Genomic DNA, 25,764 nt, shown 5'->3' on the forward strand with positions numbered 1-25,764 from the left:
CCTCACGACTCACAGACCGACGGCGGCGAGACCGAAGTTGGCCTGATCGGCGGTGAACTGCTCGCCGTACTCGCTCGTCAGCTGATCGAAGAGCCCGTCGTGCGAGAAGCCCTTGAAGTCGAGGTACGACTGAGCGGCTTCCGCGGCCTCCTGGTTCCAGTCGACCGATCCGGTCGACTCCAGGTAGGCAATCGCGAACTCGGCGTCCTCGGCGGCGAAACCCTCGCCGTACTCGCTGGTGAGCTGCTCCGTCAGGCCGGCACGAGAGAAGCCCTTGAAGGACAGGTAGGACTCGGCGGACCGCACGGCGCTGGACTGCGCGGTCGACATCGCGGGCTTCTCGGGCTGGGCGGGCGCGGGTGCAGGTGCGGGTGCCGCGGATGCGGACTCCGCCGGGGCCGGAGCGGCCTCGGTGACCGTCTTCTCGACGTTGACGACGATCGTGTCGCCTGCTTTGACCGTCGATCCCGAGGCGGGCGTGCTGCTCAGGACCGTCCAGTTGTCGCGATCGAGAACGACGCCCTTCGTGGCGGAGAAATCGACCTCGAGGCCCGCGTTCTCGAGCAGCGCTGCTGCTTCTTTCGCGGTGAGACCCGTGGTCTCGGGCACGGCGACTTCTTCTTCAGCAGCCTCTTCGGCGACGGGTGCGGCGGCGGCAGCGGGCGCCTTGTCGGCGGCGGTGGTGGTGGCCCCCTTGCCACCCGAGATCGCGCCGCCGATCCCGCCGATCACGATGATCCCGGCCACGATGCTGACGGGGATGATGATGGCTTTCCGCTTGTACCAGGGTGCTTTGGCGGGCGTTCCGTCGGCTGCGACGGGAACGGTCGTCGGCGCCGGGCGGGACTGATTCGTCCACGCCTGGCCGTCGTAGTAGCGCTCGGTGCCCGGCGCGTTCACGTCGGCGTACCAGCCGGCGGGGTAAGCCGGAGTGTTGTCGGTCATGTGATTCCTTCGGATCTCTCGGTGGTGAAGGCGAGCGCCTTCGCGCTCGGCCCTGCCACCCGTCGAAGGGTGCTGAATCGAGCGCACGCGTCGAAGCCGGGAAGAAGAGCGACTGCTGCCCCCGCAGCTCCCGCCGACGCGCCCCCCGCGCTCGCCTCCCGCGATTATGGCGACGCAGCGCGCCGCCCGGCATGGCGTGAGCCGGAATGCGAAAGACGTTCTCGCTTCGCGCCAACGGTGCGTCGCCCCGGGCACTGACTACGGCGTGCCGAACTCCGGAAATCCCGGATGCCGAGCGGGTCGAGGACGCGATTCAGGCCGGGTCTGCGCCCGTCTTTCCGGAGTTGTGCGCGCGCCGATGCCGCCCGCGACGCGCGTCCTCACGCTGGAACGGCCTCGCGGGCCAGCAGCTCGGTGATCCGCCCGACGCAGCCGCCGCAGCCGGTGCCGGCGCGGGTCGCGGACTTCACGCACGCGACCGTCGGCTCGCCCGCGGTGACGGCCTCGCGAATCGCCCCCGCGCTCACCCCGTTGCACCAGCACACGGTCGCATCCGCGGCGAAGGGGTCGCCGACGGCGGGCATTCCGGCATCCGCGGCGTCGAGGCGCAGCAGCGACGAGCGGTCGGCGGGCAGCTCCGACCCGCGCTCGAAGAGCAGCGTGAGCTCGGCACCCGTTCGGGGCATCCCGACCGCGACGAATCCGGTCAGCACGCCCTCGACGGTCACGAGCTTCACGTACGCGCCGCGCGCGGGGTCGGCCCAGAGCGTGACCTGGGGGCCGTGGCATCCGGGAGCGTGTGAGAACGGATCGGCGTCGACCGCACCTCCGGCGACCACGTCGATGCCCTCGGCCTTCAGCATGACGACCCCGGGGCGTTCGACGGCGGCGGGTCCCTCGACCCCCGACGACAGCAGCGCCGCAAGGCGGTCGGCCTGCCGCCAGCCGGGACCGACGAGTCCGCTCGGGCCGCCGGGCACGCGGCCGTCGGGCTCGGCATCGGCGGGATCCGCAACGTGCGCGCAGTCGCCGATCGCGAAGACGTTCGGGTCGGTCCACGAGCGCGAGGCCCCGTCGACCAGCACGCCGGCCGAGGTGGCGAGTCCGGACAGCGATGCGAGCTCCGTCCGCGCTCCGACGCCGCACGACAGCACCAGCAGGTCGCCCGCGAGCACCTTGCCGTCGGCGCAGACGAGTCCGTCGAACCAGGCCTGACCGTGGTCGTCGTAGCGCTGCACGATGCTCTCGGCGCGCGCGTGGTGCATCATCTCGACGCCCACGGCGCTCGCCGCGGCGGCGAGCACGCGTCCGCCGTTCTCATCGAGCGTCCGGTTCATCGGGGCGGCCGAGTGGTACGCGACGACCACCTCGGCTCCCGCTTCGGCGGCGGCGAGGGCGAGCTCCATGCCGAGCACTCCGGCGCCGAGCACGACGATGCGCTGACCCGCCGAGACCGCCGCGCGCACGTGCTCGGCGTCGGCGAGGTCGCGCAGGGCCACGACACCGCGGGGGAGCGGGGCGGTTCCTTGATCCAGGGCGGAGGGGTCGGCTGGGCGCGCGGAGCGGTGCCGCTGTGCCCGCTCGAGTCCGGCGAGCGTCGGGACGTTCGCCCGCGCGCCGGTGGCGAGCACGAGTCGGTCGTAGGGAATCCGGATGCCGTCGTGCAGGCGCACCACGCGCAGGTTCCGGTCGACGCCGACCACCGTCGTCCCGAGCGCGAACCGCACACCCGCGTCTTCGGCGACGCGGCGGTCGCTCATGTCGAGACCGTCGCGATCGGTGCGGCCGACGGCGTATTCGGCGAGCAGCACGCGGTTGTAGACGTCGTGCGGTTCGGCGCCGACGACGGTGAGGTCGATCCGCCCCTCGCGCACCGCGGGCAGGAGCCCCTCGACCAGCCGCGCCCCGACGGGGCCGTAGCCCACCAGCACCACACGCTCAGACATGGGTCTCCTCCTGGGTGCTTCGGGTCCCTGCGGCGCCGACGAGCGCGGGCGCGACCCCCGGGTGCTCCGCCACGACGACGGGCGAGGCCGCAACGTGATGGACCGCCGGGGTCGTGGCATCCGGAATCGCCTCGACCCGAACCCGCGTGCGCTTGAACTCGGGCATGGCCGAGGTCGGGTCGACGATGGCCTCGGTCAGGCGGTTGGCGCACTCGTCACCGGCGTAGTGGAACGGCAGGAACACGGTGTCGTGGCGGATATCCGTGGTCACGCTCGCCCGCGCACGCACGGTGCCGCGCGTGTTCGAGACGGCGACGAGGGCTCCGTCGCGGATGCCGAGCCGAGACGCCGTCGCCGGATGAATCTCGAGCCGCGCCTCGGGGCGGGCGTTGTGGAGCTCGGCCACGCGGCGGGTCTGGGTTCCCGACTGGTACTGCTGCAGGTATCGGCCGGTGGTGAGGGTGAGGTCGGCGCCGCGGTCGGTCGGGGCCGGGGGAGTCGCCTCGACGGGGACGAGCCGCGCGCGGCCGTCGGCGTGGGCGAAGCGTTGGGTGAACGGACGCGGCGTGCTCTCGGAACGGTACGGCCAGTAGGCCTCGATGCCGGTGTCGAGCAGCGCGTGCGAGAGGCCGGAGTAGTCGGTGACGCCGCCCTCGGATGCGCGGGCGAGCTCGTCGAAGACCTCGGCCGGATCGGTCGACCAGGTGGATGCCGCGCCCAGACGCCGCGCGATCTCGGCCATGATCCACAGCTCGCTGCGGGCTCCCTCGGGTCCGGGTAGCGCGCGGCGACGGCGGATCACGCGGCCCTCGAGTGAGGTCATCGTGCCCTCCTCTTCGGCCCACTGCAGCACCGGCAGCACGATGTCGGCGAGCTCCGCGGTCTCGGAGAGGAAGAAGTCGCAGACGATCAGGGTGTCGAGGGCGTTCAGCCGCGCGCGCACGGCGTCGACGTCGGGTGCCGAGACGACGACGTTCGAGCCCGCGACCAGGAGCGTCTTGACGGGCCCGCCGAGTTCGCCGAGCAGGGCGGTGGCCGGGATGCCGGCATCCGGGATCTCGTCGGGATCGACGCCCCAGACCTCGGCGACGTGCCGGCGGGCGTCGGGATCGCGGATGGAGCGGTATCCGGGGAGCTGGTCGGCCTTCTGGCCGTGCTCGCGTCCGCCCTGGCCGTTGCCCTGGCCCGTCAGCGTGCCGTAGCCCGAGCCCTCGCCCCCGACGAGACCGAGTACGAGGGCGAGGTTGATCGCGGCGGTCGCGGTGGCGGTGCCGTCGACGTGCTGTTCGACGCCGCGTCCGGTGAGGATGAACGCGCGTCCCGCGGCGAGGCGACGCGCGGTGGCTCGGAGGTCGGCGACGGGGACTCCGGTGGTGGATGCCGTCCGCTCGGGCCACCACGGCGCGACGCTGCGACGCAGGGCATCGAACCCGCTCGTGCGCCCCTCTATATAGGCACGGTCGGCGAGACCCTCGGCGATCGCGATGTGCGTGAGGCCGAGCAGGAGCGGAAGGTCGGTTCCGGGAGCCGCCTGCAGGTGCGTGCCGGCGCCGTCTTCGGTGAGGCGCGCGGTGGCCGAGCGGCGCGGGTCGACGACGATGAGCCCGCCCGCGGCTCGTGCCCCGGCGAGGTGGGCGAGGAAGGGCGGCATGGTCGCGGCGACGTTCGATCCGAGCAGCAGGATCGTCGCGGCGTCGTCGAGGTCGGTGACCGGGAACGGCAGGCCGCGGTCCATGCCGAAGGCGCGATTGGATGCCGCTGCCGCGGACGACATGCAGAACCGGCCGTTGTAGTCGATGCGCGACGTGCCGAGGGCGACGCGGGCGAACTTGCCGATCTGGTAGGCCTTCTCGTTGGTGAGTCCGCCGCCGCCGAAGATCGCGTTCGCGTCGGGGCCGTGGGTGGCCTTCGTCTCGCGGAAGGCCAAGGCCACGGCATCCAGTGCCTCATCCCAGGTGGTCTCGGCGAGGGTGCCGTCGGGTTGGCGGAGCAACGGCATCCGGAGTCTCTGGGGAGACGCGAGGAGCTCCGCCGACGTCCAGCCCTTCGCGCAGAGTCCTCCCCGGTTGGTGGGGAAGTCGCGGCCGGTGACCGTGGTTTCACCCTGGTGGGTGACGGTCATCGCGCACTGCAGCGCGCAGTAGGGGCAGTGGGTGTCGGCGGAGCTCATGGCGTCAGATCCGAGTGCCGGACTTGGTCGACATCCGCAGGTACACGCCCGCGGTGAGGGCGAGGAAGATCACGTACGCGGCGACGAAGCTGCCGAGGGCGGGGACGTACGAGCCGAACGTGGTCTTCGAGAATCCGAGCACCTGCGGGATGAAGAAGCCGCCGTAGGCGCCGATCGCCGAGATGAGGCCGAGGGCCGCAGCCGCCTTGCGCTGCGCGCCGATCCCGCCGTTGGAGCGGAGGGCGAAGATCGTCGGGATCATGCGATAGGTCGAGCCGTTGCCGATGCCCGCTGCGGCGAACAACACGAGGAAGCAGAGCAGGAAGATCGCGAAGTTCTGCGTCGGCAGGGTGAGGATGACGCTCAGGATGCCGAGGCCCATCACCGTGAACGCGCCGATCGTGATGACCGTGCCGCCGAAGCGGTCGGCGAGCTTGCCGCCGTAGGGCCGGGCGAGCGAACCGACGAGGGCGCCGAGGAAGGCGAGGGTGACGGTCGCCGTGCCGATCGCGATGCCCTTGAAGTCGGGGAACGTGTCGGCGAGCAACTTCGGGAAGACGCCCGCGAAGCCGATGAACGAGCCGAAGGTGCCGATGTAGAGGACGGCGAGGATCCACAGGTGCGGCTCTTTGAGAGCGGCGAGGGATGCCGCGATGTCGGCCTTGGCTGCCGAGAGGTTGTCCATGCGGAAGTAGGCGCCGACCATCGCCACGAGGATCAGCGGCACCCAGATGAGACCCGCGAGGGGCAGGTTGAGGGTCGCCGCTGCGCCGATGGTGATGACGATGGGGACGACGAACTGGGCGACCGAGGCGCCGAGGTTGCCTCCGGCGGCGTTGAGTCCGAGCGCCCAGCCCTTCTGCGCGGCCGGGTAGAAGAAGGTGATGTTCGACATCGAGCTGGCGAAGTTGCCGCCGCCGAAGCCGGCGAGGGCCGCGATCAGCAGGAGGACGCCGAAGGGGGTCGCGGGGTTGCTGACCGCGATGGCGAGTCCGATGCTCGGGATGAGCAGGAGGCCGGCCGAGACGATCGTCCAGTTGCGGCCGCCGAAGCGCGGAACCATGAACGTGTAGGGGATGCGCAGCGTCGCGCCGACGAGGCTCGGCATGGAGATGAGCCAGAAGATCTCACCGGTCGACAGCTGGAAGCCCGCGGCCGGCAGCGAGACGACGACGACCGACCACAGCTGCCAGACGACGAACCCGAGGAACTCGGCGAAGATCGACCACCGCAGGTTGCGGGCGGCGATGGCCTTGCCCTCGGTGTTCCACTGCGTGGTGTCTTCGGGGTTCCAGTTGTCGATCCAGCGGCCGGGGCGGTGCTTCAGGGTGCTGTCCGCTGCGGGCGCGTGGGCGGTTTCGGGGCGCGGGTCGGTGACGGTCACGGAGTCCTCCGGTGGGCGATGCGGGGAGGTGCAGCGCCCCGCATGGGCGGGACGTGCCGCCAGCGTAGGGAGGAGGGATTACCCGGGACCACGTCGTCGGGGGCGGGGAGGTAACGACTGGCTCACCGGGGGTGGGGGTGGGGGAGAGGGGGAGTTTACGTGGGCGTTACACGGGACAATGGGGCCGGTACAACGCGGCGAAATCGGCGCGGGCGGCTGACTTATGACTCAATTTCGGTCACCACTATGGGCCGTGCCACGCCCTCACTGTTGACGCCCTCCGGCTCGCCCCTGCGCGGTATCATGATGCAACCAGAGGAGGATGCCGCCATGGTTATGACGGTTCGTTTGTCAGACGAGGCTGAAGCGCGCCTCGAGCACCTTGCCGCCGTGATGCAGATGAGCAAAAACGGCGTCATCGAGCAGGCAGTCCTGCACATGGACGAACGCGCCGTGCGGCGCCGCCGGTTCCGCGACGCCATCGCCGAGGTGGACAAGCGAGACGCCGAGCTGCTCGACCGACTCTCCCAGTGACCGAATACCTCGACCCCGAGGACGTCGACGAGCTCATCGCGGACAAAGGCTTCCACTACCGAGACCGGGGCGGCCTACTCTCTGCTCTCGCTGCCCCCATGCCGGTGTTCGGCGAAGAGGTCCACGAAGGCATCCACCGCAAAGCCGCCGTCCTCTTCACCGCGACCAACCACAACCATCCACTCCTGGACGGCAACAAACGGCTGAGCTGGTACCTCACCGCAGTGTTCTACGACTTCAATGGGTACACCCTGACCGCCAACCCCGACGAGGGCGACCGCTTCGTTCGGACGGTTGCTGGCGAGAATCCGCCCTCACTCAGCGAAGTCCAGCAGTGGTTCGAGGAACACACCGTCCGCACGGGCCGACACCCAGAGAACTGAGTGGGGACGGTGCCGGCCGGCCGACCAGCCATGTCCCGCACGATCTCGCCGACAGTCCACCCGATTCAGCGCTGTACGGCAGCCTCGAACCCGTCTGCACGGTGGCTCAGAGATGCCGGGTCCGATGCCCACACGGCATCCGTGCCGCTCTGTTTATTCCTGGCGCGTTACTGCGCCCACAGCTCGTGCGCGGGCACCCAGAGAGACGAACCCGCGGGGCAGCGCTGGAGGAGTGTGCGGTCGAAGTGGGCGGCCGAGCTGACGCTGGGGCGCACGGCACAGTGGGTCATCGATCGTCGGATTCCGCTCGAGGTGTGCGTGTCGTCGAACGCCATGGCCGTCCTCGACGGAATCGAGAACCACCCGATCGACCTGCTGCGAGAGCTCGGCTTCACACTCACGATCAACCCCGACAACCGCCTGATCTCCATGGTGTGCATCAGCGCAGAGTTCCGTCGCATCCAGGAGTGGTTCGGCTGGGGCGTCCCGGAGTTCCAGGCCGTAGAACTCCCAGGGGTCGAGGCCGCGTTCCTCTCGGGTCCCGAGAAGACCGCGCTCGCTGCCGACGTGCGCGCTGCGATCGCCGCCTTCACACCCGCCGCTCCTCATCCCGCGCCATGATCGAGTCGGCGACGGAGTGGAGTCGATCCTCCGCCCGGGTGACACCTTCTACGAGCCGGCGAACGAGACCATTTCGCGTTTCGACGCGACGAATGAGGGAGTCACTTTCCTCGCACGGTTCCCGATGCCGGCGGGGATCGCTGCCAAACTGGTCATGGGGACTGCATCGAGCGATGCGGCCCGATAGTCCTCGCGCCGTCTGACGGGTGGGACGCGCAGCGCGGTGTTACGCCCCACTACGCCCCAGATCGCCCACCCTCCCGACATCCCGTAGCTTCATCACACCAACCCCTCCGAAGGCAGGTGAAGCCATGTCCCGCACGATCTCGTCGACAGTCCACCCGATCCAGCGCTGCATGGCAGCCTCGAACCCGTCTGCGTGGTGGGACGGCCTCGTCATCGAGGCCGACGGCTCGACCGCAACAGTCGCACTGCTGAACGGCAGCACGGTGCAGCTGCGGATCGTCGGGCCGGCCGTCGACATCGCGGTGGGGGAGCCGGTGGCGTACCACCCGGTCGCCGAACTGCTCAGCGCGTCCGCGATCATCACGACCGCGCGCGCCGCATAGCCGAGCGGCCGCCGACGAAACGTCAGCGGCCGCGCGAAGAAGAGAACTCAGGCGGTCATCGAGGCCATCATGGCCTCGCACTTCATGACCATGTCGTCGCAGGCCATGGCGCAGTAGCGGCAAATCTCATCCATGTCGCCGTGCGCGCGGCACTCGGCGGCGCACGCCTTGCCCATGGTCATGCAGGCGGTCATCATGGCGCTCATCACGTCCAGGTTCATCCCGGCCGGACGCATCATCATGTGCATCGTCGCCTGCGCCATCTCGACCATGTTCGAGCACATGGCGCAGCACGTGGCCATCTCGGCGCCGTGCATCATGTCACTGCCGGCGCACATGGCCGCGGCCATCGCGCACGCGTTGAGGGACTGCATGCATTCCTGCATGGCATCCATGTCCATGGTCATCTCGCCCATGTCCATCGACTTCATCATCGCTATCGTGTCCATCTGGATCTCCCGTGTTCTCGTCGGTTCGGAGGGACCGGATGCCGCGGAGGGACTCCGGCGTACCGGCGATGCTACGCGCGAGAGGCGCGGGTGCGACAGAGCTCTCAGCGGGTTGCTCAGCGACCCTCGTGGTTGCTATCGAACCCGGATGCCGACCGACCTCAGCTCCAGCCCGGCGAGGCGCTGCATGACCTCGGGCTCGCTGCGGCGCCAGGCTCCCACGGCATCCGGAGCGATCTTCGAGATGACTGCCGCCTTCTGATGAGTGAGTGCTCGCAGAGCGAGAAGGTCGGTGTTGAGCCCGGATCGCATGAGCGCGCGGGTGCGCGTGGCGCGTGAGATGAAGCGCAGGCGCGGGATGAGCCACACCAGCAGGACGATGAGGATGGGGAGGGCCGCGACGCCCACCCCGAGCGCGATGGCCGCTTGCAGAACGAGGTCTTGCTGGGTCTGGCCGGCAGCCGCCAGGGTGTCGCCCGCGGAGCTGGCCGTGCTGAACGGGGCGCTGATCCCCTCGCCGATGAAGGGGACCCCGCCGAGTCGCGTGCCGACGTCGGTCATCGACGTGCGGAAGTCGGTGCCCGCGTTCTGCATCTGCACCCCGAATCGCGCGAGCTGGTTCACCGTCGAGAACACCACGATGCCGGTGGCGATGCTGATCGCGATGAGCGCGAGGGCGACCACGTCGGCGGTCATCTGACGGGCGCGCTGTGCGGCGAAGTCGGAATACAGTTTCACGTCGTCACTCTCCCACGCGGTCCGTCGGCACCGGACGCACCCGCGGGGTGGTCGTGTCGCCGGCGGGGGAGCGATCGCAACCCTCGCCTGCGCCGACGCCGGCCGACGTACGGTGGCCCCCGTGCCCCACCTCGACACCGCCGACCACACCGTCGGGGATCTCGCCTTCCGCTCGTTCTCGACCCGGCGACCGGGGCGGCCGGTGTACGTGCTCATCCACGGCATCGGCATGTCGCACCGCTATCTGAAGCCCCTGCACGAGGAGTTGTCGACGGATGCCGAGGTGCACTCGATCGACCTTCCCGGTTTCGGTGGTCTGCCGAAGCCGGGGCGCGGTTCCGGCATCCGGATCATCGCCGACGCCCTCGGCGTCGTGCTCGACGAGCTGGGCGTGAGCGACGCGGTGCTCGTCGGACACTCGATGGGGAGCCAGTGGGTCGTCGAACTGGCGATCAGACGCCCCGACCTTGCGCGCGGGGTGGTGGTGTTCGGGCCGGTGACCGACAGTCGACGTCGCGGGTTGCTCTGGCAAGCGGCGTTGCTGGCGCGAGACTCGGCGCTCGAGCCGCCCCGGCCGAACATGATCGTGTTCACCGACTACGTGCGGTGCGGACCGATCTGGTACGCGCGGCAGGTTCGGCACATGCTGCGGTATCCGATCGAGGATCGCGTCGGACTGCTCGACGTTCCGCTGCTCGTGCTGCGCGGAGGCGCCGATCCGATCGCTCGGCAGTCGTGGGCGGACCGGCTCGGCGCGCGAGCCGCCACGGCGGAGGTCTCGGCGATCCCGGGCCATCATCACCTCGCGCAGTTCACCGCGTCGCGGGAGTCGGCCGAGCGCATCCGCGCGTTCGCAGGAGCGCTGCCTCAGCTCTCGTGAACGACGGCCGTCAGCTCGGGCATGAGATCGCGCGCGAGGAAGCCGATGCCGACCCGCTCCTGCAGCCGGTCGCCCGCGCGGGCGTGGGTCCACCCGCCCCAGACGGCCGCCTGCTCGGCATCCATCCCCAAAGCGGCGAAGCCGGCGATCGTGCCCGACAACACGTCGCCGCTGCCCGCGGTGCCCAGGCCCGACCCGCCGGGTTCGGCCTGCCAGCAGCGACCGTCGGGGGTGGCGACCGTGCCAAAGCAGTGCACGACGGCGCGGTAGCGGCGGGCGATCTCGAGAATATCGGCGGCGCGGTCGTCGCCGAGGTCGCGCTCGAGCAGCAGCTCGGCCTCCTCTTCGTTGGCGTTGATGATCAGCTCGTCGGGGAGGAGATCGCGGTCGAACGAGGGCAGGATGCCGAGTGCGAACGCGTCGAGCACGAGCCGGCTCACATCGGGACCCGACACCGCATGGAGGGCCGCGCGGGTGGCATCCGGATCATCGAAACCGGGGCCGAGGAGCACGACATCCGCCGACTCGAGAGCGGAACGGAGGTCGTCGTCGACCGGGTCGGAGCCGACCGGCAGCTCGTAGATGCCGGCCTCGGGCATCGCCGGACCGAGCTGCGGAACGATCGCGGAGGGAGCAACGATGCCGACGCGTCCGGCTCCGACGCGCAGAGCCGCCTCGGCCGACAGCAGGGGACCGCCGGGGGAGCGGCGCGATCCGCCGACCACGACGACCTGGCCGCGCGACTTCTTCGAGCCGCCGGCATCGGGCACGCCCCACTCGCGGAGCAGCTGGAGGGTGACGGTCTCAGGCATCGTCTTCTCCTCCGTGCACGGTGACGTCGGCGCCCTCTGTCTCGAGGTGGTCGACGGCCGAGAAGGTCACGAGCTTCCAGCCCTCGTCGTCGCGTACCAGCTCGGTCACCGACGCGTTGCGCACCGTGTGGGTCGCGGCGAAGGCCATGAGCTTCGGCTCGTCGAGGGGCAGCAGCACGTGCAGGATCAGCATGATGACGGCGTCGTGCGCGACGACAAGAGCCGATGGTCCGGGGCGGTCGAGCGCCTCGCCGAGGAACGAGCGGAGTCGGAGCGTCACGTCGGCCCACGACTCGCCGCCGGGAGGCCGGTGGTAGTACTTGCCGAGGTGTCGCCGTCGCGCGGCTTCTTCGGGGTGGAGCTCCTCGACGCCCTTCCAGGTGAGCAGATCCAGGATGCCGAGTTCCCGGTCGCGCAGCCTCTCGTCGACGAGCGCCGGCCGGTCGTCGCCGACCGCGAGGGCGAGGGTCTGCCGGGCGCGGAGGTACGGCGACACCCAGTACTCGTCGATCGGGGCATCGACCGATGCCACCCAGGTGCGGAGCGCCTGCGCCTGCTCGCGGCCGGTGGGGGAGAGCTCGACGTCGGCATCGCGCGCGTCGAGCGCGATCACCGGGGACCCCTCGCGTTCCGCTGTCGAAGCGGCGACGTTGCCTTCGCTTTCACCATGCCGGACGAGCCAGAGTCGAGTCACTGCCATGGCGGCACGGTAGGTCGGCTGATCGCGTGAGCGCACGGGCGTTGACAGCGCGGTTCGACACCGACGAAGGGCGAGGCGGTCTTCTCGCGCAGCCCGGGTGGCTCAGCATCCGGGATCTGTCGAGACGCGCTACTCGACGCGGCGGAAGCGCGGGCCCGAGTAGCCGTCGCGCTCGACGTGCTCGGTGAACATCGCGATCGGGCGCACCCAGAACGAGTGGTCGCCGTAGAGGGTGCGGTACGAGACGAAGACCTCTTCGGTCTCGGAATGACGAGCGATTCCGAAGACCTCGTAGCGCTGGCCCTTGAAGTGCTCGTAGATGCCGGGTTCGACGTGCGGCAGCCCGGCGTGCGTCACGAAACCGCGGCGACGTCGTCGGTACGCGCTTGCAGGTACTCGCAGAGCTTGCCCGTCGTGTACAGCTCCTCGCCGAGAGCGACGAGGTTGCCGCCCGACAGGGGGAACTCGCCGGAGCGCTCCGAGAGAGCTGCCGTCCACGTGCGCTCGCAGTCGACGTTCAACGAGATCGACGCGGGACCGTGGTTGAGGTGGATCGCCACCATGCCCGAGTTGAGGTGCTCGGGGTCGTCCTGGCGGAGCACGTGCACCGTCGCGTGGGCGACGCTGTCGTGCTTCTCGTAGTCGGTGACCCACTCGTAGATCTCGTCATAGGTGGGGCGAGCGGTGCAGGTCATGAGTTGAGCCTAGACGGCGGGGCTCCGGCGCGGTTGCCGGGCGTCGAGTCGTTGCTCAGAGGCCGCGCGCTTCGCCACCTCGCTTCCTCGCCGGGACGCGAGCGGGTATCGTCGGCGGTCCCACGCACCGCGGCGACAGGGGAGGCCACGCGTGGGCGCATTCGGATGGATCGAGTACCTGTTCTGGGGCGCGATCGCGGTGGGGATCGTCGTGCGGCTCACGATTGCGCTGGTTCGTCGTCGGCGAGGGCGCGAGGCTCTGCGATCCGCGCTGCGTCCGCTGATGGACGCGGGAGCGGTGGAGTCCGCGGCCTACGGATGGACGCCGTCCACCTCGACGGACCTCCCTGCCGTGTACGGATCCGTGCTGACGGGGGAGGGTGACGACGGCCGCCCGCGTGACCTGCCTGATCGTCGGGGGTGACCGAAATGCGCGGCGACTCCTGACGAGTCGACCGACGCCGCGGCATCCGCCCTCTTCTTCCCCGAAACATCGATCCGCCATCATCGACGGCATGACCGACACGCTCGATTCGACCGACCTCGCCCACCTCCGCCGTGCCATCGACCTGTCGATCGCGGCGCGCGAGCACGGCAACCACCCGTTCGGTGCCCTGCTCGTCACGGGCGACGGCCGTGTGATCGAGGCAGAGAACACCGTCCTCACCGACCGCGACGTCACGGGTCACGCCGAGACCAACCTCGTTCGACGGGTGTGGAAGGAGGTGGATGCCGCTGAGCTGCCGGCATCCACTCTGTTCACGTCGTGCGAACCCTGCGCCATGTGCTGCGGGGCGATCTTCTGGGCGGGCATCGGCCGCGTCGTGTACGCCCTCTCGGGCACCGGCCTCATCGACATCGCCGGGGGAGAGGACGATGGAGCCGCCCTCGACCTGCCCTCGCGCGAGGTCTTCGCGCACGGCGGGCGGGCGATCGCGGTGTCGGGGCCGCACCTCGAGGACGAGGCGGCGGAGCCGCACCGGGGCTTCTGGGGCTGAGCGGGCTCTAGTGCGGGCGGTTCTCACGCAGTGAGCAACTCACCCTGCTCGATCGCGACACCTCGCTTGAGGAATTCGGCGGGAACATTGTCGTGATCTGCGCTGAGCGGGAGAGCGCGTGAACCGCGCTGAGGCTCCCACACGGCATCCGGCTGACCGGAGTAGCCGGTGACCCATGAAGGGATCGGAGCGCGAACCTCGTGCAAGCGCAATTCCACGACAGCGGCGATCGCGTCCAGCCACCGGGAGGGCAATGTGTCTGGCGGCTCCGCTGAGAGCAGCACGCGCGTCACCGGATCGGCGGAAGCGAGATCGTCGGCCAATTGAAGGAAGCGGCGGTACGCCTGCGCATGCCGCCCGTCGGCCTCGGCGCTCGTGATCTCTTCTGCGGCGGTCGCGGCGGGAGTGCGTCCTTCGGCGTGAAAGGGCACCCATTCGATTCCCATGGTCGAGGCGAGCCGATCCACCGTGGACGAGGTCGGCTCGCGGTGGCCGTTCTCGATCGCACTGAGATTGCCTGCCCCCACCCCCGATTGCGAAGCCACGTTTCGAAGGCTTGCGCCGGAGCGTCGGCGCGCCCTGCGAAGAGTGTTCACGATGCCCATTCCGACCTCCTGTTCTCTTAAACGATAACAGGATGGGCTTGAGGGATCGCGGCCGTATTCAGGACCAGGGGGCTGATCGTGACGAGCTGTTGAACGGGTTGAGGGGCGGGGCGTCAGTCGGGGTCTGGAGGCGCCGCGTCGCGAGACATGAGCTCGCGCTCCATTTCGCGGATCGTGCGGCGATAGAGGATCGCATACCAGAGGGTGCAGACCAGCACGCTGATTGCCATCGCGGCAATTCCCCAGCCAACCGGAAATTCCAGGGCGACGAACACGGAGGTGAGTCCGAAGAGTCCCGCGCCCAGGGCGACGAGGACCGTCCAGATCACGACCCCACGGCTTGTCGATAACATCACCTGCTCGCGGAGGAGCTGGGGGCTGGCGAGCTTGAATCGCATCACGATGGGGAATGCAACAGCCATGACCGAGCTGAAGACCAGCAGGAATACACCTTCTGCACCCCACTGGACTCCATCCACCCGCGACAACCTAGCGCCTACGGCGGAGGAAGAGCAGGCACCCTCCTCACTTCTCGCCGGGCTGAGACCATCGCTCATGCGCAGATTCCGGACGTTGCCGTTGTGGGCTCTCGCCCCGGTCTACTTCGTCTTCTTCGCGGGTGCCTATTTCGCGGGCGGGCAGTTGGCCCTGCCGGACGGCCCTCTCGCCGCCCGCCTGATCGGAACCTCCATTTTCGCCACCGTGATGACCGTCGTCTTCACGGTCATAGTTGTCCGGCAGCGAAGCGACGCCGGCGGAGCCCTCGAACTGGATCGCATCGGACACGCTCTCAAGACGGGGCGGGTGCCGGCCGAGATCGATGTCGTCGCGTGGGCGACCATCGTCGAACGTCAGCATCAACTACTGCGGCGCGCCCTCTGGCTGAATCCGGTCGTCTTCGGGTTGATGACCCCTGTCGCGCTCTCGCTCACGATCACGCGAAGCCCGTACTGGGGCCTGGCCGCGGCGTTCTTCGTCGTGATGCTCGTCGTTTCCGTCGTCACCACCCCGCGCAGTCTGCGTAAGAACGCGATCATCCGCGAGGTGCTCGCACGGCGGAGCGAGATCGACGCGACTCAAGACGGTCAACCCGCCGCCGACCCTTCGCCGGGACCGCCGGTCGCGGGCTAGCTAGCCGACGGACGCCGGCGCGAGGGGCTTCGCGGGATACTCGCGCAGCACCAGCGAGGTAGTGACCGGGCCGAAACGCGCGAGCGAATCGACGACCCTTTCCAACCGTGCTGCGTCGACGCAGTGCACGTCGAGAATCAGGCAGTCCTCACCCGTCACTCGCAGAGTCGACGTGACCTCCTCCATCTGCGACGCCAGTTGCAATGCGGGGCCGAGTTGCGCGTGGGTGGTGCGCAGGCGGATGACGGCGCGGATGTTCAGGCCCACGACGGCTGCGTCGACGACGGCGCGATACCCGGAGATGACCCCCGTCTTCTCGAGCCGCGCGATGCGGGCGCCGGCCGCCGGCTGCGACAGACCGACCCTGCGGCCCACCTCGGCGCCGGTGAGACGTCCGTCGTCTTGAAGCAGCTCGAGGATTCGGCGGTCCACTCGATCCAATGCTTCCATCGCGTTTCCGTCCTACTGCTTAGGGATCGCTCGCTGCGCTCGCGTGTCGATGATGATCCCATCATGCTCGACCCGTACAGCCACCCATCCGAGGCGCCTCGCGCGCGCAAAACCGAAGGAAGACTGTGATCGGATACGTGATGGTTCCCGGGATCGGCGGGTCGGACGACGCGCACTGGCAGACGAGGTGGGAGCGCCGGTGGGGCGACGAGATCGCCGTGCGTGTCGAGCCGAGCTCGTGGTCGCAGCCGGATCTCGGAGACTGGGTCGCAGCGATCGATCGGGCGGCGGCAGACCTCGAACCGCGGGTAGACGACATCGTTCTGATCGCCCACAGCCTCGGATGCTGGGCGGTGGCGGAGTGGCTGCGGCCATCAGCCGGACGCCCTCCGCGCGGGGTGCTCCTGGTGGCGCCGCCAGACCCGACGGGCGACGCGTTTCCGGCTGCAGAGGCCCCGAGCTTCACGAGGCTCGACGTGCGTTCGCTGCCTTGCCCCAGCGTGGTCGTGGCCAGCACGAACGATCCGTATTGCGACCTCGGAACGGCCGAGGGTCTCGCGCGCGGGTGGGGTAGTGAGTTCGTCGTCGTGGGTGACCTCGGCCATCTCAACTCCGCCAGCGGTCTCGGCGACTGGCCCCAGGGTCGAGAGGCGCTGCACCGAGCGTTCGCCGACGACTGAACCCAGCCCCTTACGCCACCGCGCGGATGACGCCCGTGATGAGCAGGGTGATCACCGTCGTCCACAGCACGATCGCGGCGGCCTGCCAGGCGATCACGCGCAGCGGGGGCACACCGGTCGAGGTGAGGGCGGCGGCGGTGAACTGCGTCGGCAGGAGCAGGGGGCCGAGCAGGCTCACACCGGGGGTTCCGTACCGGTGGTAGGCCTTCTCGAACTTCTCGCGGCGCGCGGTCGGGGGCTTCGCGGCGGCTCCGCGGCGGGTGGTGACGGCGGTGCGCACGCGCGAGGCGACCAGTACGACGATCGCGACGCACAGCAGGTTGCCCACGGCCCCGGCGACGGCGGCGACCACGGGGTGGATACCGCCGATGAGCCCGATCGCGGCGGCGCCCTCGCCCTCGATGAACGGCACGGCGCCGGCGAGGGCGACGATGAGCGGCTGCACGAACTCGGGCACATCGGCGACGAGGCCTTGAAATCCGAGAACGAGGTCCGAGACGGGGTTCGACATGGTCACTCCTGGGGGATGAGTCCGCGGCGTGTTCCGCGGTGGTTCCATCCCATCGATCCGCGCCGCCCGGCGGCAGTGTCGCGGTGTCATGACCGCGCGGGAGGATGCGACGGCCCACCCATGACGAATGTCACGGCCGTACAGTGGCCGGGGTGAGCACCTCCACCGCCGCCTACGCCCGCGACGTGCGCGTCACCTGGTGGTACACGGCGTCGTCGATCCTGTTCCTCCATCTGTTCGCGGCGCTGTTCTGGTCGCTGTCGGTCTTCGTCGACGGCACCGTGCCCGCCCTCGTACTGAACCTCGTCGGGGTGGCCGGGTCGGTGGCGTCCGCCGTCCTGCTGCTCATCCGCTACCGGCAGGAGCCCCTCGAAGACGACGACTCCGCGCGCCGCCGCGTGTGGCCGCTCGTCGCGCTCGGCTTCGTCTCGGCGGTGCTCATGGGCATCAGCGCCGGGTCGCTGCTGCTCGGCGTCGGCTTCACCGCGCAGGCGTTGTGTCTCGTGCGCTGGAGGCACGGCATCCGGCTGCGTCTGGTCGTGCTGCTGCTCGCCGTGATCGCGGCGGCCTGGTTCGTGGATGCCACGCGCATCCAACCCGCGGGATACGAGGTCAGCGGCTTCGCCCTGCCGCTGTTCGTCGCGATGCTCGCGCCGCTGACCGCGACGTCGCTGTGGTGGTGGGACATCGTGCGCGAACTCGACCGCGCGCGGCGCGCCGAGGGGCGTCTCGCCGCCGCGCAAGAGCGCCTGCGCCTCGCCGGCGACCTGCACGACCTGCAGGGCCACCACCTGCAGGTGATCGCGCTGCAGCTCGAGCTCGCCGAGAAGATGATGGGGAGGGATCCGGATGCTGCCGTCGAACAGGTGCGCGCGGCTCGCGCGAGCGTCGACGAAGCCCGTCGCGGCACGCGCGATCTGGCCGCGCGCTTCCGCGGAGTGCCCCTTCCCGACGAACTCGCCAACGCCGCCGACCTGTTGCGCGCGGCGGGGCTGACCGTCGATCTGCTGGTGGACACCGAGGCCGATCGGGCGCCGGCCGATGTGCTCGGACCGGTCGTCCGAGAGTCCACGACGAATGTGCTCAAGCACGGCGGCGGGGTCTCGGCCTCGCTCTCGCTCGCCCGACACGAGGGCGCCTGGGTGCTGGTCGTCGAGAACGACTCGCGCGGTGCCGCCTCACCCGTCGGCGATGGGGCGGGGCTGTCGGGCATCGCCGAACGCGTGGGAGCGGTGGGAGGAGTGGTGGATGCCACACGGCTCGGCGACCGCTTCCGCGTGACGGTTCGAGTGCCCGAGGAGGTTCCCGCATGATCCGCGTGCTCATCGCCGACGACGAAGACATGATCCGCACCGCGCTCGCCGCATTGCTGCGGCTGGAGGACGACCTCGAGGTCGTGGCCGAATGCCGCGACGGCGAAAGCGCCGTGACCGAGGCGCAGCGCCTGAAGCCCGACGTGTGCCTGCTCGATCTCGAGATGCCCGGACTCGACGGGGTCGACACGGCCGCGAAGATCCTGCGCAGCGTCGCCTCGCGCTGCGTGATCGTCACGCGTCACGCGCGGCCCGGCGTGCTGCGGCGCGCGCTCGGTGCGGGAGTCGACGGGTTCCTGCCCAAATCGAGGCCCGCGGATGACGTGGCGGCGGTGATCCGCGAGGTCGCGGCCGGGCGGCGCTACGTCGACCCCGAGATCGCCGCCGACGCGCTGAGCGACGAGCGCAGCCCCCTCACCGACCGCGAGCTCGACGTGCTGCGCGCGGGAGCCCGGGGGGAGACGGTCGCCGAGATCGCGGCATCCCTTCACCTGTCGGCGGGGACGGTGCGAAACCACGTGTCGTCGGTGCTCGGCAAGCTCGGTCTCGCGAGTCGCCAGCAGGCGACGATCCACGCGCGCGAGCGGGGGTGGATCTGATGGCGGAGCAGCTGACGCCGATCGAGTTCATGTTCCCCGGGCCCGGTCGCGACCGGATCGTCGCGGCGATCCGTGCGGGGGAGAAGACGACGACGAGCTCGCTGGAGCAGGAGTATGCCGTCGCCGGTGATCCGCTCCCCGCCGTCGGCGAGCGGGGCGTGGTGATCGACTCTTTCGGTGAGCCGGTCTGCGTCATCGAGACGACCGAGGTCGAGGTCGTGGCCCTGCGGGACGTTCCCCTCGCCCACGCGATCGCCGAGGGGGAGGGTTACGCGTCGGTCGCCCAGTGGCGCGATGGCCACGTGCGGTTCTGGACATCGGATGCCATGCGCGACGAGCTGGGCGACGATTTCGTCGTCGACGACGACACCCGAGTGGTGCTGGAGCAGTTCGCGGTGGTGGGCTGACCCACGCAATCAGTCGACGACCGCGGCGACCGCCTCGATCTCGACCAGCTGGTCGTCGTAGCCGAGGACGGTGACGCCCATCAGCGTGCTCGGCACGTCGTGATCGCCGAACGCGTCGCGCACGACCTCCCACGCCGCGACGAGATCGGCCTGTCGAGCGGATGCCACGAGCACGCGCGTGCTGATCACATCGGTGATCGTCGCCCCGGCCTCGCGCAGGGCGATCGTCATGTTCTCGATGCAGCTCGCGGCCTGCGCCGCGTAGTCGCCGACGCCGGCGGTCGAGCCGTCGGCGTTCAACGGGCACGAGCCGGCGAGGAAGATCAGGCGGGCGTTCGCCGGAGCGGTGGCGGCGTAGGCGTACTCGGCGGCATCCGACAGCGACGCGGAACGGATGAGGGTCACGACGGACGGCATGGTTCGAGGCTCCCGGAGGTGGCGATGTCGGAGGTCCTGGCCAGACTAGGCGCATGCCCCTCTTCGATCACCTGAGTGTCAGCGTCTCCGACGTCGATCGCGCGATCGCGCAGTTCGATCCGATCCTCACCGCTCTCGGGCTCGAGCGCACCGATGGCGGCAACGGGGCCTCGTGGTACGCCGAAGGCGAGACCGAATTCATCGTGCTGCCGGCCCGGGACACGGCATCCGGCCCCCACGAACACGGGCGGGTCGGGTGGCAGCACCTCGCGTTCGCCGTCGCCTCGCGCGCCGACGTCGACCGCATGCACGCCTTAGCCCTGGATGCCGGGTGGACGGCCGTGCGCGAACCCAAGGAGTACCCCCGGTTCACGCCGACGTACTACGCGTCGTTCGTCGAAGACGTCGACGGTATCCGCATCGAATTCATGCACAACCCGGGGTGAGCGGCATCCGTCAAGCTCTGCCTCCCGCCCGCCGGCGTCGCTACGGTCGGGGCATGGCGGACAACGCAGCGGGCGACGCGGGGCTGGCGCGGTACGTGATCATCGGGGTGGTCGTCGGCATCATCGCCGGGCCGCTCATCGGACTGCTCGTGCCCTCGATCGGGGTCGGATTCGGCATCTCGATCGGCCTGTTCCTCGGAATCATCGGCGCGGTCATCGCGTGGTTCGTAGTGCGTCCGAAAAAGTGAGCCGGCGCCCGCGTGCCGTCGCTGTAACCCTGAGTTCTCTGTTCTGCCGGCCACGGCGGCATCCGGGAACCCCCTCCCATCGAAGGGGCAGGGGTCGGGGGGCTCCAGCCCCGTCTAGTAGGGTTGTCGACTGGCGAAGATCTCTTGATATCGAGAGAGTTCGCCTCCTCCCACCACCGATCGCCCAGCGAAGGATTGTCCGTGGATCTCTACGAGTACCAGGCACGTGATCTGTTCGAAAAGTACGAGGTGCCGGTACTCGCCGGCATCATCGCCGACACCCCTGAGGAGGCGAAGGCGGCCGCGGAGAAGCTCGGCGGTGTCGTCGTCGTCAAGGCTCAGGTCAAGACCGGAGGCCGCGGCAAGGCCGGCGGCGTGAAGGTCGCGAAGAACCCCGACGAGGCGTTCGAGGCGGCCCAGGCCATCCTCGGCCTCGACATCAAGGGTCACGTCGTCAAGCGCGTCATGGTCGCCGCCGGCGCCCGCATCGCCAAGGAGTTCTACTTCTCGGTGCTGCTCGACCGCGCCAACCGCTCCTACCTCTCGCTCTCGAGCGTCGAGGGCGGCATGGAGATCGAAGAGCTCGCCGTCGAGCGTCCCGAGGCGCTCGCGCGCATCGAGGTCGACCCGATCGAGGGCATCACGCCCGAGAAGGCCCTCGAGATCGCCAAGGCCGCGAAGTTCGACGACGAGCTGGCCCCCAAGGTGGCCGACGTCTTCGTCAAGCTCTTCAACGTCTACAAGGGCGAGGACGCCACGCTCGTCGAGGTGAACCCCCTCATCCAGAGCGAAGACGGCGACATCATCGCCCTCGACGGCAAGGTCTCGCTCGACGAGAACGCCGGCTTCCGTCACCCCGACCACGAGGCGCTCGAAGACAAGGACGCCGCCGACCCGCTCGAGGCCAAGGCCAAGCAGCACGACCTCAACTACGTCAAGCTCGACGGTCAGGTCGGCATCATCGGCAACGGCGCGGGCCTGGTCATGTCGACCCTCGACGTCGTCGCGTACGCCGGTGAGAAGCACAACGGCGTCAAGCCCGCCAACTTCCTCGACATCGGCGGCGGCGCCTCGGCGACCGTCATGGCCGCCGGCCTCGACGTCATCCTCGGCGACGAGCAGGTCAAGAGCGTCTTCGTCAACGTCTTCGGTGGCATCACCTCGTGCGTCGCCGTGGCCGAGGGCATCGTCAAGGCCCTCGAGATCCTCGGTGACACCGCCACCAAGCCGCTCGTCGTGCGCCTCGACGGCAACCAGGTCGAAGAGGGTCGCGCGATCCTCGCCGCCGCCAACCACCCGCTCGTCACCCTCGCAGCCGGTATGGACGAGGGCGCCGACAAGGCCGCCGAACTGGCCAACGCCTAACCCTTCGACAAGCTCAGGGACCGGATAAAGAGAACATGTCTATCTACCTCAACAAGGACTCCAAGGTCATCGTCCAGGGCATCACCGGCGGTGAGGGCACCAAGCACACCGCCCTCATGCTCAAGGCCGGCACCCAGGTCGTCGGTGGCGTGAACGCCCGCAAGGCCGGCACCACGGTCTCGCACCAGGACGCGTCGGGCAACGACGTCGAGCTGCCCGTCTTCGCGTCGGTCGAAGAGGCCATCCGCGAGACCGGCGCCGACGTGTCGATCGCGTTCGTGCCCCCGGCCTTCACCAAGGACGCGATGGTCGAGGCCATCGACGCCGAGATCCCCCTGCTCGTCGTGATCACCGAGGGCGTTCCCGTCGGCGACACCGCCGAGGCGTGGGCGTACTCGAAGGCAAAGGGCGAGAAGACCCGCATCATCGGTCCGAACTGCCCCGGCATCATCACGCCCGGCGAGGCGCTCGTGGGCATCACGCCCGCGAACATCACCGGCAAGGGACCCATCGGCCTCGTGTCGAAGTCGGGCACCCTGACCTACCAGATGATGTTCGAGCTGCGCGACCTCGGCTTCTCGACCGCCATCGGCATCGGCGGCGACCCGGTCATCGGCACCACGCACATCGACGCCCTGGCGGCGTTCGAGGCCGACCCCGAGACCAAGGCCATCGTCATGATCGGTGAGATCGGTGGAGACGCCGAAGAGCGTGCCGCCGACTTCATCAAGGCCAACGTCACCAAGCCGGTCGTCGGCTACGTCGCCGGCTTCACCGCTCCCGAGGGCAAGACCATGGGCCACGCCGGCGCCATCGTCTCGGGCTCGGCCGGTACCGCTCAGGCGAAGAAGGAGGCCCTCGAGGCCGCCGGCGTCAAGGTCGGCAAGACGCCGTCCGAGGCTGCCGCCCTGATGCGCGAGATCATCGAGAGCCTGTAAGCAGCACTCTCTGCGGGGCCCGGATGCCATTGCATCCGGGCCCTTTCGCGTGTCCGTCGTGCCGGGCGGGGCGGGCGCGGACGCGGGCGGGCGACGGGGCGGACCGCGTGAGGACGCACTCGGTCGTCGAGGACTATCGGATGGGCGGCAAACGGGTGCGGTCTGAGCAAACGGGTGCGGCTTCGGTGCGGTGGGGCGGTTGCCTCGCGCCCCGCCCTGCGGCAGCGACGGAAAAGGGCCCGGATGCCGCGGCATCCGGACCCTTCCGAGGGGAATCGAACCTCAGCCGAGCAGAGCCTCGACCGGGCCGCGGGCGAAGAAGACCACGAAGCCGGCGGCGACGATCCACAGCAGGGGGCTGACTCGACGCGCGCGACCCGAGAGGGCCTGGATCAGCACCCAGCTGACGAAGCCCGCGCCGATGCCGTTGGCGATCGAGTAGGTCAGCGGCATGACGGTGACCGTGAGGAACACCGGGATCAGCACCGACAGGTCGGAGAGGTCGACGTGGCGGATCTGCGCCATCATCAGCGCGCCCACGATGACCAGGGCCGCGGCGGCGATCTCGCTCGGCACGATGCTGGTCAGCGGCGTGAAGAACATCGCCAGCAGGAACAGTGCTCCCGTCACGACGTTGGCGAGGCCCGTGCGGGCGCCCTCGCCGATGCCGGAGCCCGACTCGATGAACACCGTGTTCGACGACGACGAGGTTGCGCCTCCGGCCACAGCACCGATGCCCTCGATCACCAGCGCCGAGCGCAGGCGCGGGAAGGTGCCGTCGGGGGCCGCGAGTCCCGCCTCGCGCGACAGGCCGGTCATGGTGCCCATCGCGTCGAAGAAGTTCGTGAACACGAGCGTGAACACCAGCATGAGGGCGGCGAGGATGCCGATGCGGCCGAACGAGCCTGCCAGGTCGACCTGGCCGACGAGCGACAGGTCGGGAAGGCTCACCCACTGCGCGGGGAGGGTCGGCACGGTCAGGCCCCAGCCACCGGCGTTGCCGTCGGCCTTCGCACCGAGACCCGCGACCGCCTCGACGATCACGGCGATGACGGTGCCCGAGAGCAGGCCGATGAGCAGCGCGGCCTTGACCTTGCGCACGAGCAGCACGGCGGTGATGACGAGGGTCAGCACGAACAGGGCGGTCGGGATCGTGGCGATCGAGCCGCCGACGCCGAGGCCCACCGGGGGCGAGCTCAGGCCGGTCGAGGTGACGAGGCCGCTGTCGACGAAGCCGATGAACGCGATGAACAGGCCGATTCCGACCGTGATCGCCGTCTTCAGCGCGAGGGGCACGGCCTCGAAGATCATGCGGCGCAGGCCCGTGACCGCGAGCAGCACGATGATCAGGCCGTTGATGACGACGAGTCCCATGGCCTCGGGCCAGGTGACCTCGCCCACGATGCCGACCGCGAGGAACGAGTTGATGCCCAGGCCCGCGGCGAAGGCGAACGGCAACCGGGTCACGAGGCCGAAGAGCATCGTCATGACACCCGCGGTCAGCGCGGTGACCGCGGCGACCTGCGTGAAGCCGAGGGCGTTGCCGGCGACGTCGGGCGTGCCCGACAGGATGATCGGGTTGAGGATGACGATGTAGGCCATCGTCACGAAGGTGACCACGCCGCCGCGGACCTCCGCGCCGACGGTCGAGCCGCGCGCGGTGATCTCGAAGAACTTGTCGAGACGGTTCTTCGGTGTGGGAACGGTCGTGGTCTCGGGAGCAGAAGCGCTCATGAAGGCTCCAGGAAAAAGGGGGAGGGGCTAGACCGGAGGGGGAAGACGCCGACGTATCGTGTGAGCTATGTCACTCTCAGGAGAGTATCTACCCAGCACCAGCGAATGGGCCCGTCAGCAGGCGGAGACGTTCGAAGCCACGGGGGGCAAGGAGTCCGCCGACATGCGGGGCGTACCCATCATCGTCCTCACCACCGTCGGCGCCAAAACGGGCGGCCTGCGCAAGACCGCCCTGATGCGCGTCGAGCACGACGGCAAGTACGCGGTCGTGGCGTCGAAGGGCGGCGCCCCGGAGCACCCCGCGTGGTTCTTTAACCTCGTGAAGAACCCCCGCGTCGCCCTGCAGGACGGCGACGTGAAGAAGGAGTACGACGCGCACCAGGCCGAGGGCGCTGAGCGCGAGGAGTGGTGGGGCTACGCGACCGAGGTCTGGCCCGACTACGACGAGTACCAGAAGAAGACCGACCGCCGCATCGAGCTGTTCGTGCTGGAGCCGGTCGACTGACGGAGCCGCTGGGCTTGTCGAAGGGCCGGGGTTGTCTGCGGGTTGCGGTGGCTTCGACAGGCTCAGCCACCGCGCTGGGCGCCGCGCGGGTTGCGGTGGCTTCGACAGGCTCAGCCACCTTGGCGGAGGTCCCTGAGCTTGTCGAAGGGCCGGGGTGGTCTGCGGGGTTCCGGTGGCTTCGACAGGCTCAGCCACCTCGGTGGGCGCCGCGCGGGTTGCGGTGGCTTCGACAGGCTCAGCCACCTCGCTGGGCGCCGCGCGGGTTGCGGTGGCTTCGACAGGCTCAGCCACCTTGGCGGAGGTCCCTGAGCTTGTCGAAGGGCCGGGGTTGTCTGCGGGTTGCGGTGGCTTCGACAGGCTCAGCCACCTCGGGCTCAGCCACCTCGGGCTCAGCCACCTCAGGCTCAGCCACCTTGGTGGGCGCAAACCTCACACCGGGCCCGCGCCCGCGTGAGAGAAACGTTCGCCGGGGGTAACGCGGGCGCGAGGGCGGGAGAAACCTCGGCTGCCTAGCGTCGGGGCATGGCCCGCTCGAACCCCGCAACCGGAACGAAACACGCCGCTGACGCCTCGGCAAAGTCCGCCGCGTAC

The 25,764-nt window shown here is 69.5% G+C and carries 33 protein-coding genes; 17 read left to right on the plus strand and 16 right to left on the minus strand.

Annotated elements, in window-relative coordinates; all coding sequences use genetic code 11:
• Window positions 1-9: 9 nt before the first annotated feature.
• The 4 genes from LPW41_RS04750 to LPW41_RS04765 all read right to left on the minus strand — a co-directional run bounded on the left by LPW41_RS04750 (window position 10) and on the right by LPW41_RS04765 (window position 6,445).
• A complete protein-coding gene (locus LPW41_RS04750; protein ID WP_230704222.1) occupies window positions 10-945 on the minus strand; it encodes an Ltp family lipoprotein in 936 nt (311 codons plus the stop codon).
• 380 nt (window positions 946-1,325) lie between these two features.
• On the minus strand, window positions 1,326-2,891 hold the full coding sequence (locus tag LPW41_RS04755) for an FAD-dependent oxidoreductase (RefSeq protein ID WP_230704223.1): 1,566 nt from the start codon (window positions 2,889-2,891) through the stop codon (window positions 1,326-1,328).
• Window positions 2,884-5,061 carry a molybdopterin oxidoreductase family protein gene (locus LPW41_RS04760; RefSeq protein WP_230704224.1) on the minus strand — a complete coding sequence of 726 codons (2,178 nt, stop codon included), beginning with the start codon at window positions 5,059-5,061 and terminating at the stop codon, window positions 2,884-2,886. The genes LPW41_RS04755 and LPW41_RS04760 overlap by 8 nt, the downstream gene beginning before the upstream one ends.
• Before the next feature lie 4 nt (window positions 5,062-5,065).
• Window positions 5,066-6,445 carry an MFS transporter gene (locus LPW41_RS04765; protein WP_230704225.1) on the minus strand — a complete coding sequence of 460 codons (1,380 nt, stop codon included), beginning with the start codon at window positions 6,443-6,445 and terminating at the stop codon, window positions 5,066-5,068.
• A gap of 246 nt (window positions 6,446-6,691) precedes the next feature.
• Here LPW41_RS04765 and LPW41_RS04770 point away from each other — a divergent pair, with 246 nt between their 5' ends.
• The 4 genes from LPW41_RS04770 to LPW41_RS04785 all read left to right on the plus strand — a co-directional run bounded on the left by LPW41_RS04770 (window position 6,692) and on the right by LPW41_RS04785 (window position 8,552).
• Window positions 6,692-6,979, plus strand: a complete 288-nt coding sequence (locus LPW41_RS04770; protein ID WP_154096124.1) for a ribbon-helix-helix protein, CopG family — start codon at window positions 6,692-6,694, stop codon at window positions 6,977-6,979.
• On the plus strand, window positions 6,976-7,362 hold the full coding sequence (locus LPW41_RS04775) for a type II toxin-antitoxin system death-on-curing family toxin (RefSeq protein ID WP_154096123.1): 387 nt from the start codon (window positions 6,976-6,978) through the stop codon (window positions 7,360-7,362). Before LPW41_RS04770 ends, LPW41_RS04775 begins: the two co-directional genes overlap by 4 nt.
• Window positions 7,363-7,596: 234 nt before the next feature.
• The gene (locus tag LPW41_RS04780) at window positions 7,597-7,983 is read left to right on the plus strand and encodes a hypothetical protein (RefSeq protein ID WP_230704226.1); all 387 of its coding nucleotides are present in this window, start codon (window positions 7,597-7,599) and stop codon (window positions 7,981-7,983) included.
• Window positions 7,984-8,294: 311 nt separating this feature from the next.
• On the plus strand, window positions 8,295-8,552 hold the full coding sequence (locus tag LPW41_RS04785) for a nuclease (protein ID WP_230704227.1): 258 nt from the start codon (window positions 8,295-8,297) through the stop codon (window positions 8,550-8,552).
• Between the two features lie 47 nt (window positions 8,553-8,599).
• Here LPW41_RS04785 and LPW41_RS04790 read toward each other — a convergent pair whose 3' ends face one another.
• Together LPW41_RS04790 and LPW41_RS04795 are read right to left on the minus strand one after the other, a co-directional pair.
• Window positions 8,600-8,983 carry an aldehyde dehydrogenase gene (locus LPW41_RS04790; protein ID WP_230704228.1) on the minus strand — a complete coding sequence of 128 codons (384 nt, stop codon included), beginning with the start codon at window positions 8,981-8,983 and terminating at the stop codon, window positions 8,600-8,602.
• A gap of 153 nt (window positions 8,984-9,136) precedes the next feature.
• Window positions 9,137-9,739: a hypothetical protein gene (locus LPW41_RS04795; RefSeq protein WP_230704229.1), complete on the minus strand. Its 603-nt coding sequence runs from the start codon at window positions 9,737-9,739 to the stop codon at window positions 9,137-9,139.
• Window positions 9,740-9,860: 121 nt separating this feature from the next.
• Between LPW41_RS04795 and LPW41_RS04800 the strand changes: the two genes are divergently transcribed.
• Complete coding sequence (locus LPW41_RS04800) at window positions 9,861-10,619, plus strand: alpha/beta fold hydrolase (protein ID WP_230704230.1); 759 nt, start codon at window positions 9,861-9,863, stop codon at window positions 10,617-10,619.
• On the opposite strand, the gene LPW41_RS04805 is transcribed toward LPW41_RS04800, so the two are convergent.
• The 4 genes from LPW41_RS04805 to LPW41_RS04820 all read right to left on the minus strand — a co-directional run bounded on the left by LPW41_RS04805 (window position 10,607) and on the right by LPW41_RS04820 (window position 12,826).
• Window positions 10,607-11,431 (minus strand): ADP/ATP-dependent (S)-NAD(P)H-hydrate dehydratase, encoded by an 825-nt coding sequence (locus LPW41_RS04805; protein ID WP_230704231.1) that lies wholly within the window; start codon window positions 11,429-11,431, stop codon window positions 10,607-10,609. The genes LPW41_RS04800 and LPW41_RS04805 overlap by 13 nt on opposite strands.
• Complete coding sequence (locus LPW41_RS04810; RefSeq protein WP_230704232.1) at window positions 11,424-12,131, minus strand: histidine phosphatase family protein; 708 nt, start codon at window positions 12,129-12,131, stop codon at window positions 11,424-11,426. The genes LPW41_RS04805 and LPW41_RS04810 overlap by 8 nt, the downstream gene beginning before the upstream one ends.
• Before the next feature lie 129 nt (window positions 12,132-12,260).
• Window positions 12,261-12,488: a DUF1653 domain-containing protein gene (locus LPW41_RS04815; RefSeq protein WP_230704233.1), complete on the minus strand. Its 228-nt coding sequence runs from the start codon at window positions 12,486-12,488 to the stop codon at window positions 12,261-12,263.
• Window positions 12,485-12,826, minus strand: coding sequence for a hypothetical protein (locus LPW41_RS04820; protein ID WP_230704234.1), 342 nt, complete (start codon window positions 12,824-12,826; stop codon window positions 12,485-12,487). The genes LPW41_RS04815 and LPW41_RS04820 overlap by 4 nt, the downstream gene beginning before the upstream one ends.
• A gap of 151 nt (window positions 12,827-12,977) precedes the next feature.
• Here LPW41_RS04820 and LPW41_RS04825 point away from each other — a divergent pair, with 151 nt between their 5' ends.
• Entirely contained in the window at window positions 12,978-13,250 is a 273-nt protein-coding gene (locus LPW41_RS04825; RefSeq protein ID WP_230704235.1) for a hypothetical protein, read from the plus strand.
• Window positions 13,251-13,341: 91 nt separating this feature from the next.
• Entirely contained in the window at window positions 13,342-13,824 is a 483-nt protein-coding gene (locus LPW41_RS04830) for a nucleoside deaminase (RefSeq protein ID WP_230704236.1), read from the plus strand.
• A 23-nt stretch (window positions 13,825-13,847) separates the two neighbouring features.
• Here the strand turns inward: LPW41_RS04830 and LPW41_RS04835 are convergent, their stop codons facing one another.
• The gene (locus LPW41_RS04835) at window positions 13,848-14,429 is read right to left on the minus strand and encodes a helix-turn-helix transcriptional regulator (RefSeq protein ID WP_154096113.1); all 582 of its coding nucleotides are present in this window, start codon (window positions 14,427-14,429) and stop codon (window positions 13,848-13,850) included.
• Between the two features lie 113 nt (window positions 14,430-14,542).
• Window positions 14,543-14,908, minus strand: a complete 366-nt coding sequence (locus LPW41_RS04840) for a hypothetical protein (protein ID WP_230704237.1) — start codon at window positions 14,906-14,908, stop codon at window positions 14,543-14,545.
• A 76-nt stretch (window positions 14,909-14,984) separates the two neighbouring features.
• Between LPW41_RS04840 and LPW41_RS04845 the strand changes: the two genes are divergently transcribed.
• Window positions 14,985-15,560 (plus strand): hypothetical protein, encoded by a 576-nt coding sequence (locus tag LPW41_RS04845; RefSeq protein ID WP_230704238.1) that lies wholly within the window; start codon window positions 14,985-14,987, stop codon window positions 15,558-15,560.
• Here the strand turns inward: LPW41_RS04845 and LPW41_RS04850 are convergent, their stop codons facing one another.
• Complete coding sequence (locus LPW41_RS04850) at window positions 15,561-15,992, minus strand: Lrp/AsnC family transcriptional regulator (RefSeq protein ID WP_230704239.1); 432 nt, start codon at window positions 15,990-15,992, stop codon at window positions 15,561-15,563.
• Window positions 15,993-16,135: 143 nt separating this feature from the next.
• On the opposite strand from LPW41_RS04850, the gene LPW41_RS04855 reads away from it, so the two are divergent.
• Window positions 16,136-16,690 (plus strand): alpha/beta hydrolase, encoded by a 555-nt coding sequence (locus tag LPW41_RS04855; protein WP_230704240.1) that lies wholly within the window; start codon window positions 16,136-16,138, stop codon window positions 16,688-16,690.
• A gap of 10 nt (window positions 16,691-16,700) precedes the next feature.
• On the opposite strand, the gene LPW41_RS04860 is transcribed toward LPW41_RS04855, so the two are convergent.
• On the minus strand, window positions 16,701-17,201 hold the full coding sequence (locus LPW41_RS04860) for a small multidrug efflux protein (protein WP_230704241.1): 501 nt from the start codon (window positions 17,199-17,201) through the stop codon (window positions 16,701-16,703).
• A 152-nt stretch (window positions 17,202-17,353) separates the two neighbouring features.
• On the opposite strand from LPW41_RS04860, the gene LPW41_RS17020 reads away from it, so the two are divergent.
• Genes LPW41_RS17020 through LPW41_RS04875 form a run of 3 tightly spaced genes read left to right on the plus strand, consistent with a single transcriptional unit; the run spans window position 17,354 to window position 19,520 of the window.
• Window positions 17,354-18,514: a sensor histidine kinase gene (locus tag LPW41_RS17020; RefSeq protein ID WP_230704242.1), complete on the plus strand. Its 1,161-nt coding sequence runs from the start codon at window positions 17,354-17,356 to the stop codon at window positions 18,512-18,514.
• A complete protein-coding gene (locus LPW41_RS04870; protein ID WP_154096107.1) occupies window positions 18,511-19,113 on the plus strand; it encodes a DNA-binding response regulator in 603 nt (200 codons plus the stop codon). Before LPW41_RS17020 ends, LPW41_RS04870 begins: the two co-directional genes overlap by 4 nt.
• Window positions 19,113-19,520, plus strand: a complete 408-nt coding sequence (locus LPW41_RS04875; protein ID WP_230704243.1) for an ASCH domain-containing protein — start codon at window positions 19,113-19,115, stop codon at window positions 19,518-19,520. The genes LPW41_RS04870 and LPW41_RS04875 overlap by 1 nt, the downstream gene beginning before the upstream one ends.
• 9 nt (window positions 19,521-19,529) lie before the next feature.
• On the opposite strand, the gene LPW41_RS04880 is transcribed toward LPW41_RS04875, so the two are convergent.
• Complete coding sequence (locus LPW41_RS04880) at window positions 19,530-19,937, minus strand: RidA family protein (protein ID WP_144829203.1); 408 nt, start codon at window positions 19,935-19,937, stop codon at window positions 19,530-19,532.
• A 53-nt stretch (window positions 19,938-19,990) separates the two neighbouring features.
• Here LPW41_RS04880 and LPW41_RS04885 point away from each other — a divergent pair, with 53 nt between their 5' ends.
• From LPW41_RS04885 to sucD, 4 genes are all read left to right on the plus strand, one after another.
• Window positions 19,991-20,383 (plus strand): VOC family protein, encoded by a 393-nt coding sequence (locus LPW41_RS04885; RefSeq protein ID WP_230704244.1) that lies wholly within the window; start codon window positions 19,991-19,993, stop codon window positions 20,381-20,383.
• A 53-nt stretch (window positions 20,384-20,436) separates the two neighbouring features.
• The gene (locus LPW41_RS04890) at window positions 20,437-20,631 is read left to right on the plus strand and encodes a hypothetical protein (protein WP_144829200.1); all 195 of its coding nucleotides are present in this window, start codon (window positions 20,437-20,439) and stop codon (window positions 20,629-20,631) included.
• Between the two features lie 201 nt (window positions 20,632-20,832).
• A complete protein-coding gene (gene sucC, locus LPW41_RS04895; protein ID WP_144782578.1) occupies window positions 20,833-21,996 on the plus strand; it encodes an ADP-forming succinate--CoA ligase subunit beta in 1,164 nt (387 codons plus the stop codon).
• Between the two features lie 35 nt (window positions 21,997-22,031).
• Window positions 22,032-22,934 carry a succinate--CoA ligase subunit alpha gene (sucD, locus tag LPW41_RS04900; RefSeq protein ID WP_144829197.1) on the plus strand — a complete coding sequence of 301 codons (903 nt, stop codon included), beginning with the start codon at window positions 22,032-22,034 and terminating at the stop codon, window positions 22,932-22,934.
• Window positions 22,935-23,216: 282 nt separating this feature from the next.
• Here the strand turns inward: sucD and LPW41_RS04905 are convergent, their stop codons facing one another.
• Window positions 23,217-24,668 carry an NCS2 family permease gene (locus tag LPW41_RS04905; protein ID WP_230704245.1) on the minus strand — a complete coding sequence of 484 codons (1,452 nt, stop codon included), beginning with the start codon at window positions 24,666-24,668 and terminating at the stop codon, window positions 23,217-23,219.
• 67 nt (window positions 24,669-24,735) lie between these two features.
• On the opposite strand from LPW41_RS04905, the gene LPW41_RS04910 reads away from it, so the two are divergent.
• Window positions 24,736-25,173: a nitroreductase family deazaflavin-dependent oxidoreductase gene (locus LPW41_RS04910; RefSeq protein ID WP_230704246.1), complete on the plus strand. Its 438-nt coding sequence runs from the start codon at window positions 24,736-24,738 to the stop codon at window positions 25,171-25,173.
• The last annotated feature ends 591 nt before the right edge of the window (window positions 25,174-25,764 follow it).

This window comes from Microbacterium sp. JC 701, from assembly GCF_021026215.1.
GTDB classification, from domain to species: Bacteria; Actinomycetota; Actinomycetes; order Actinomycetales; family Microbacteriaceae; genus Microbacterium; species Microbacterium algihabitans.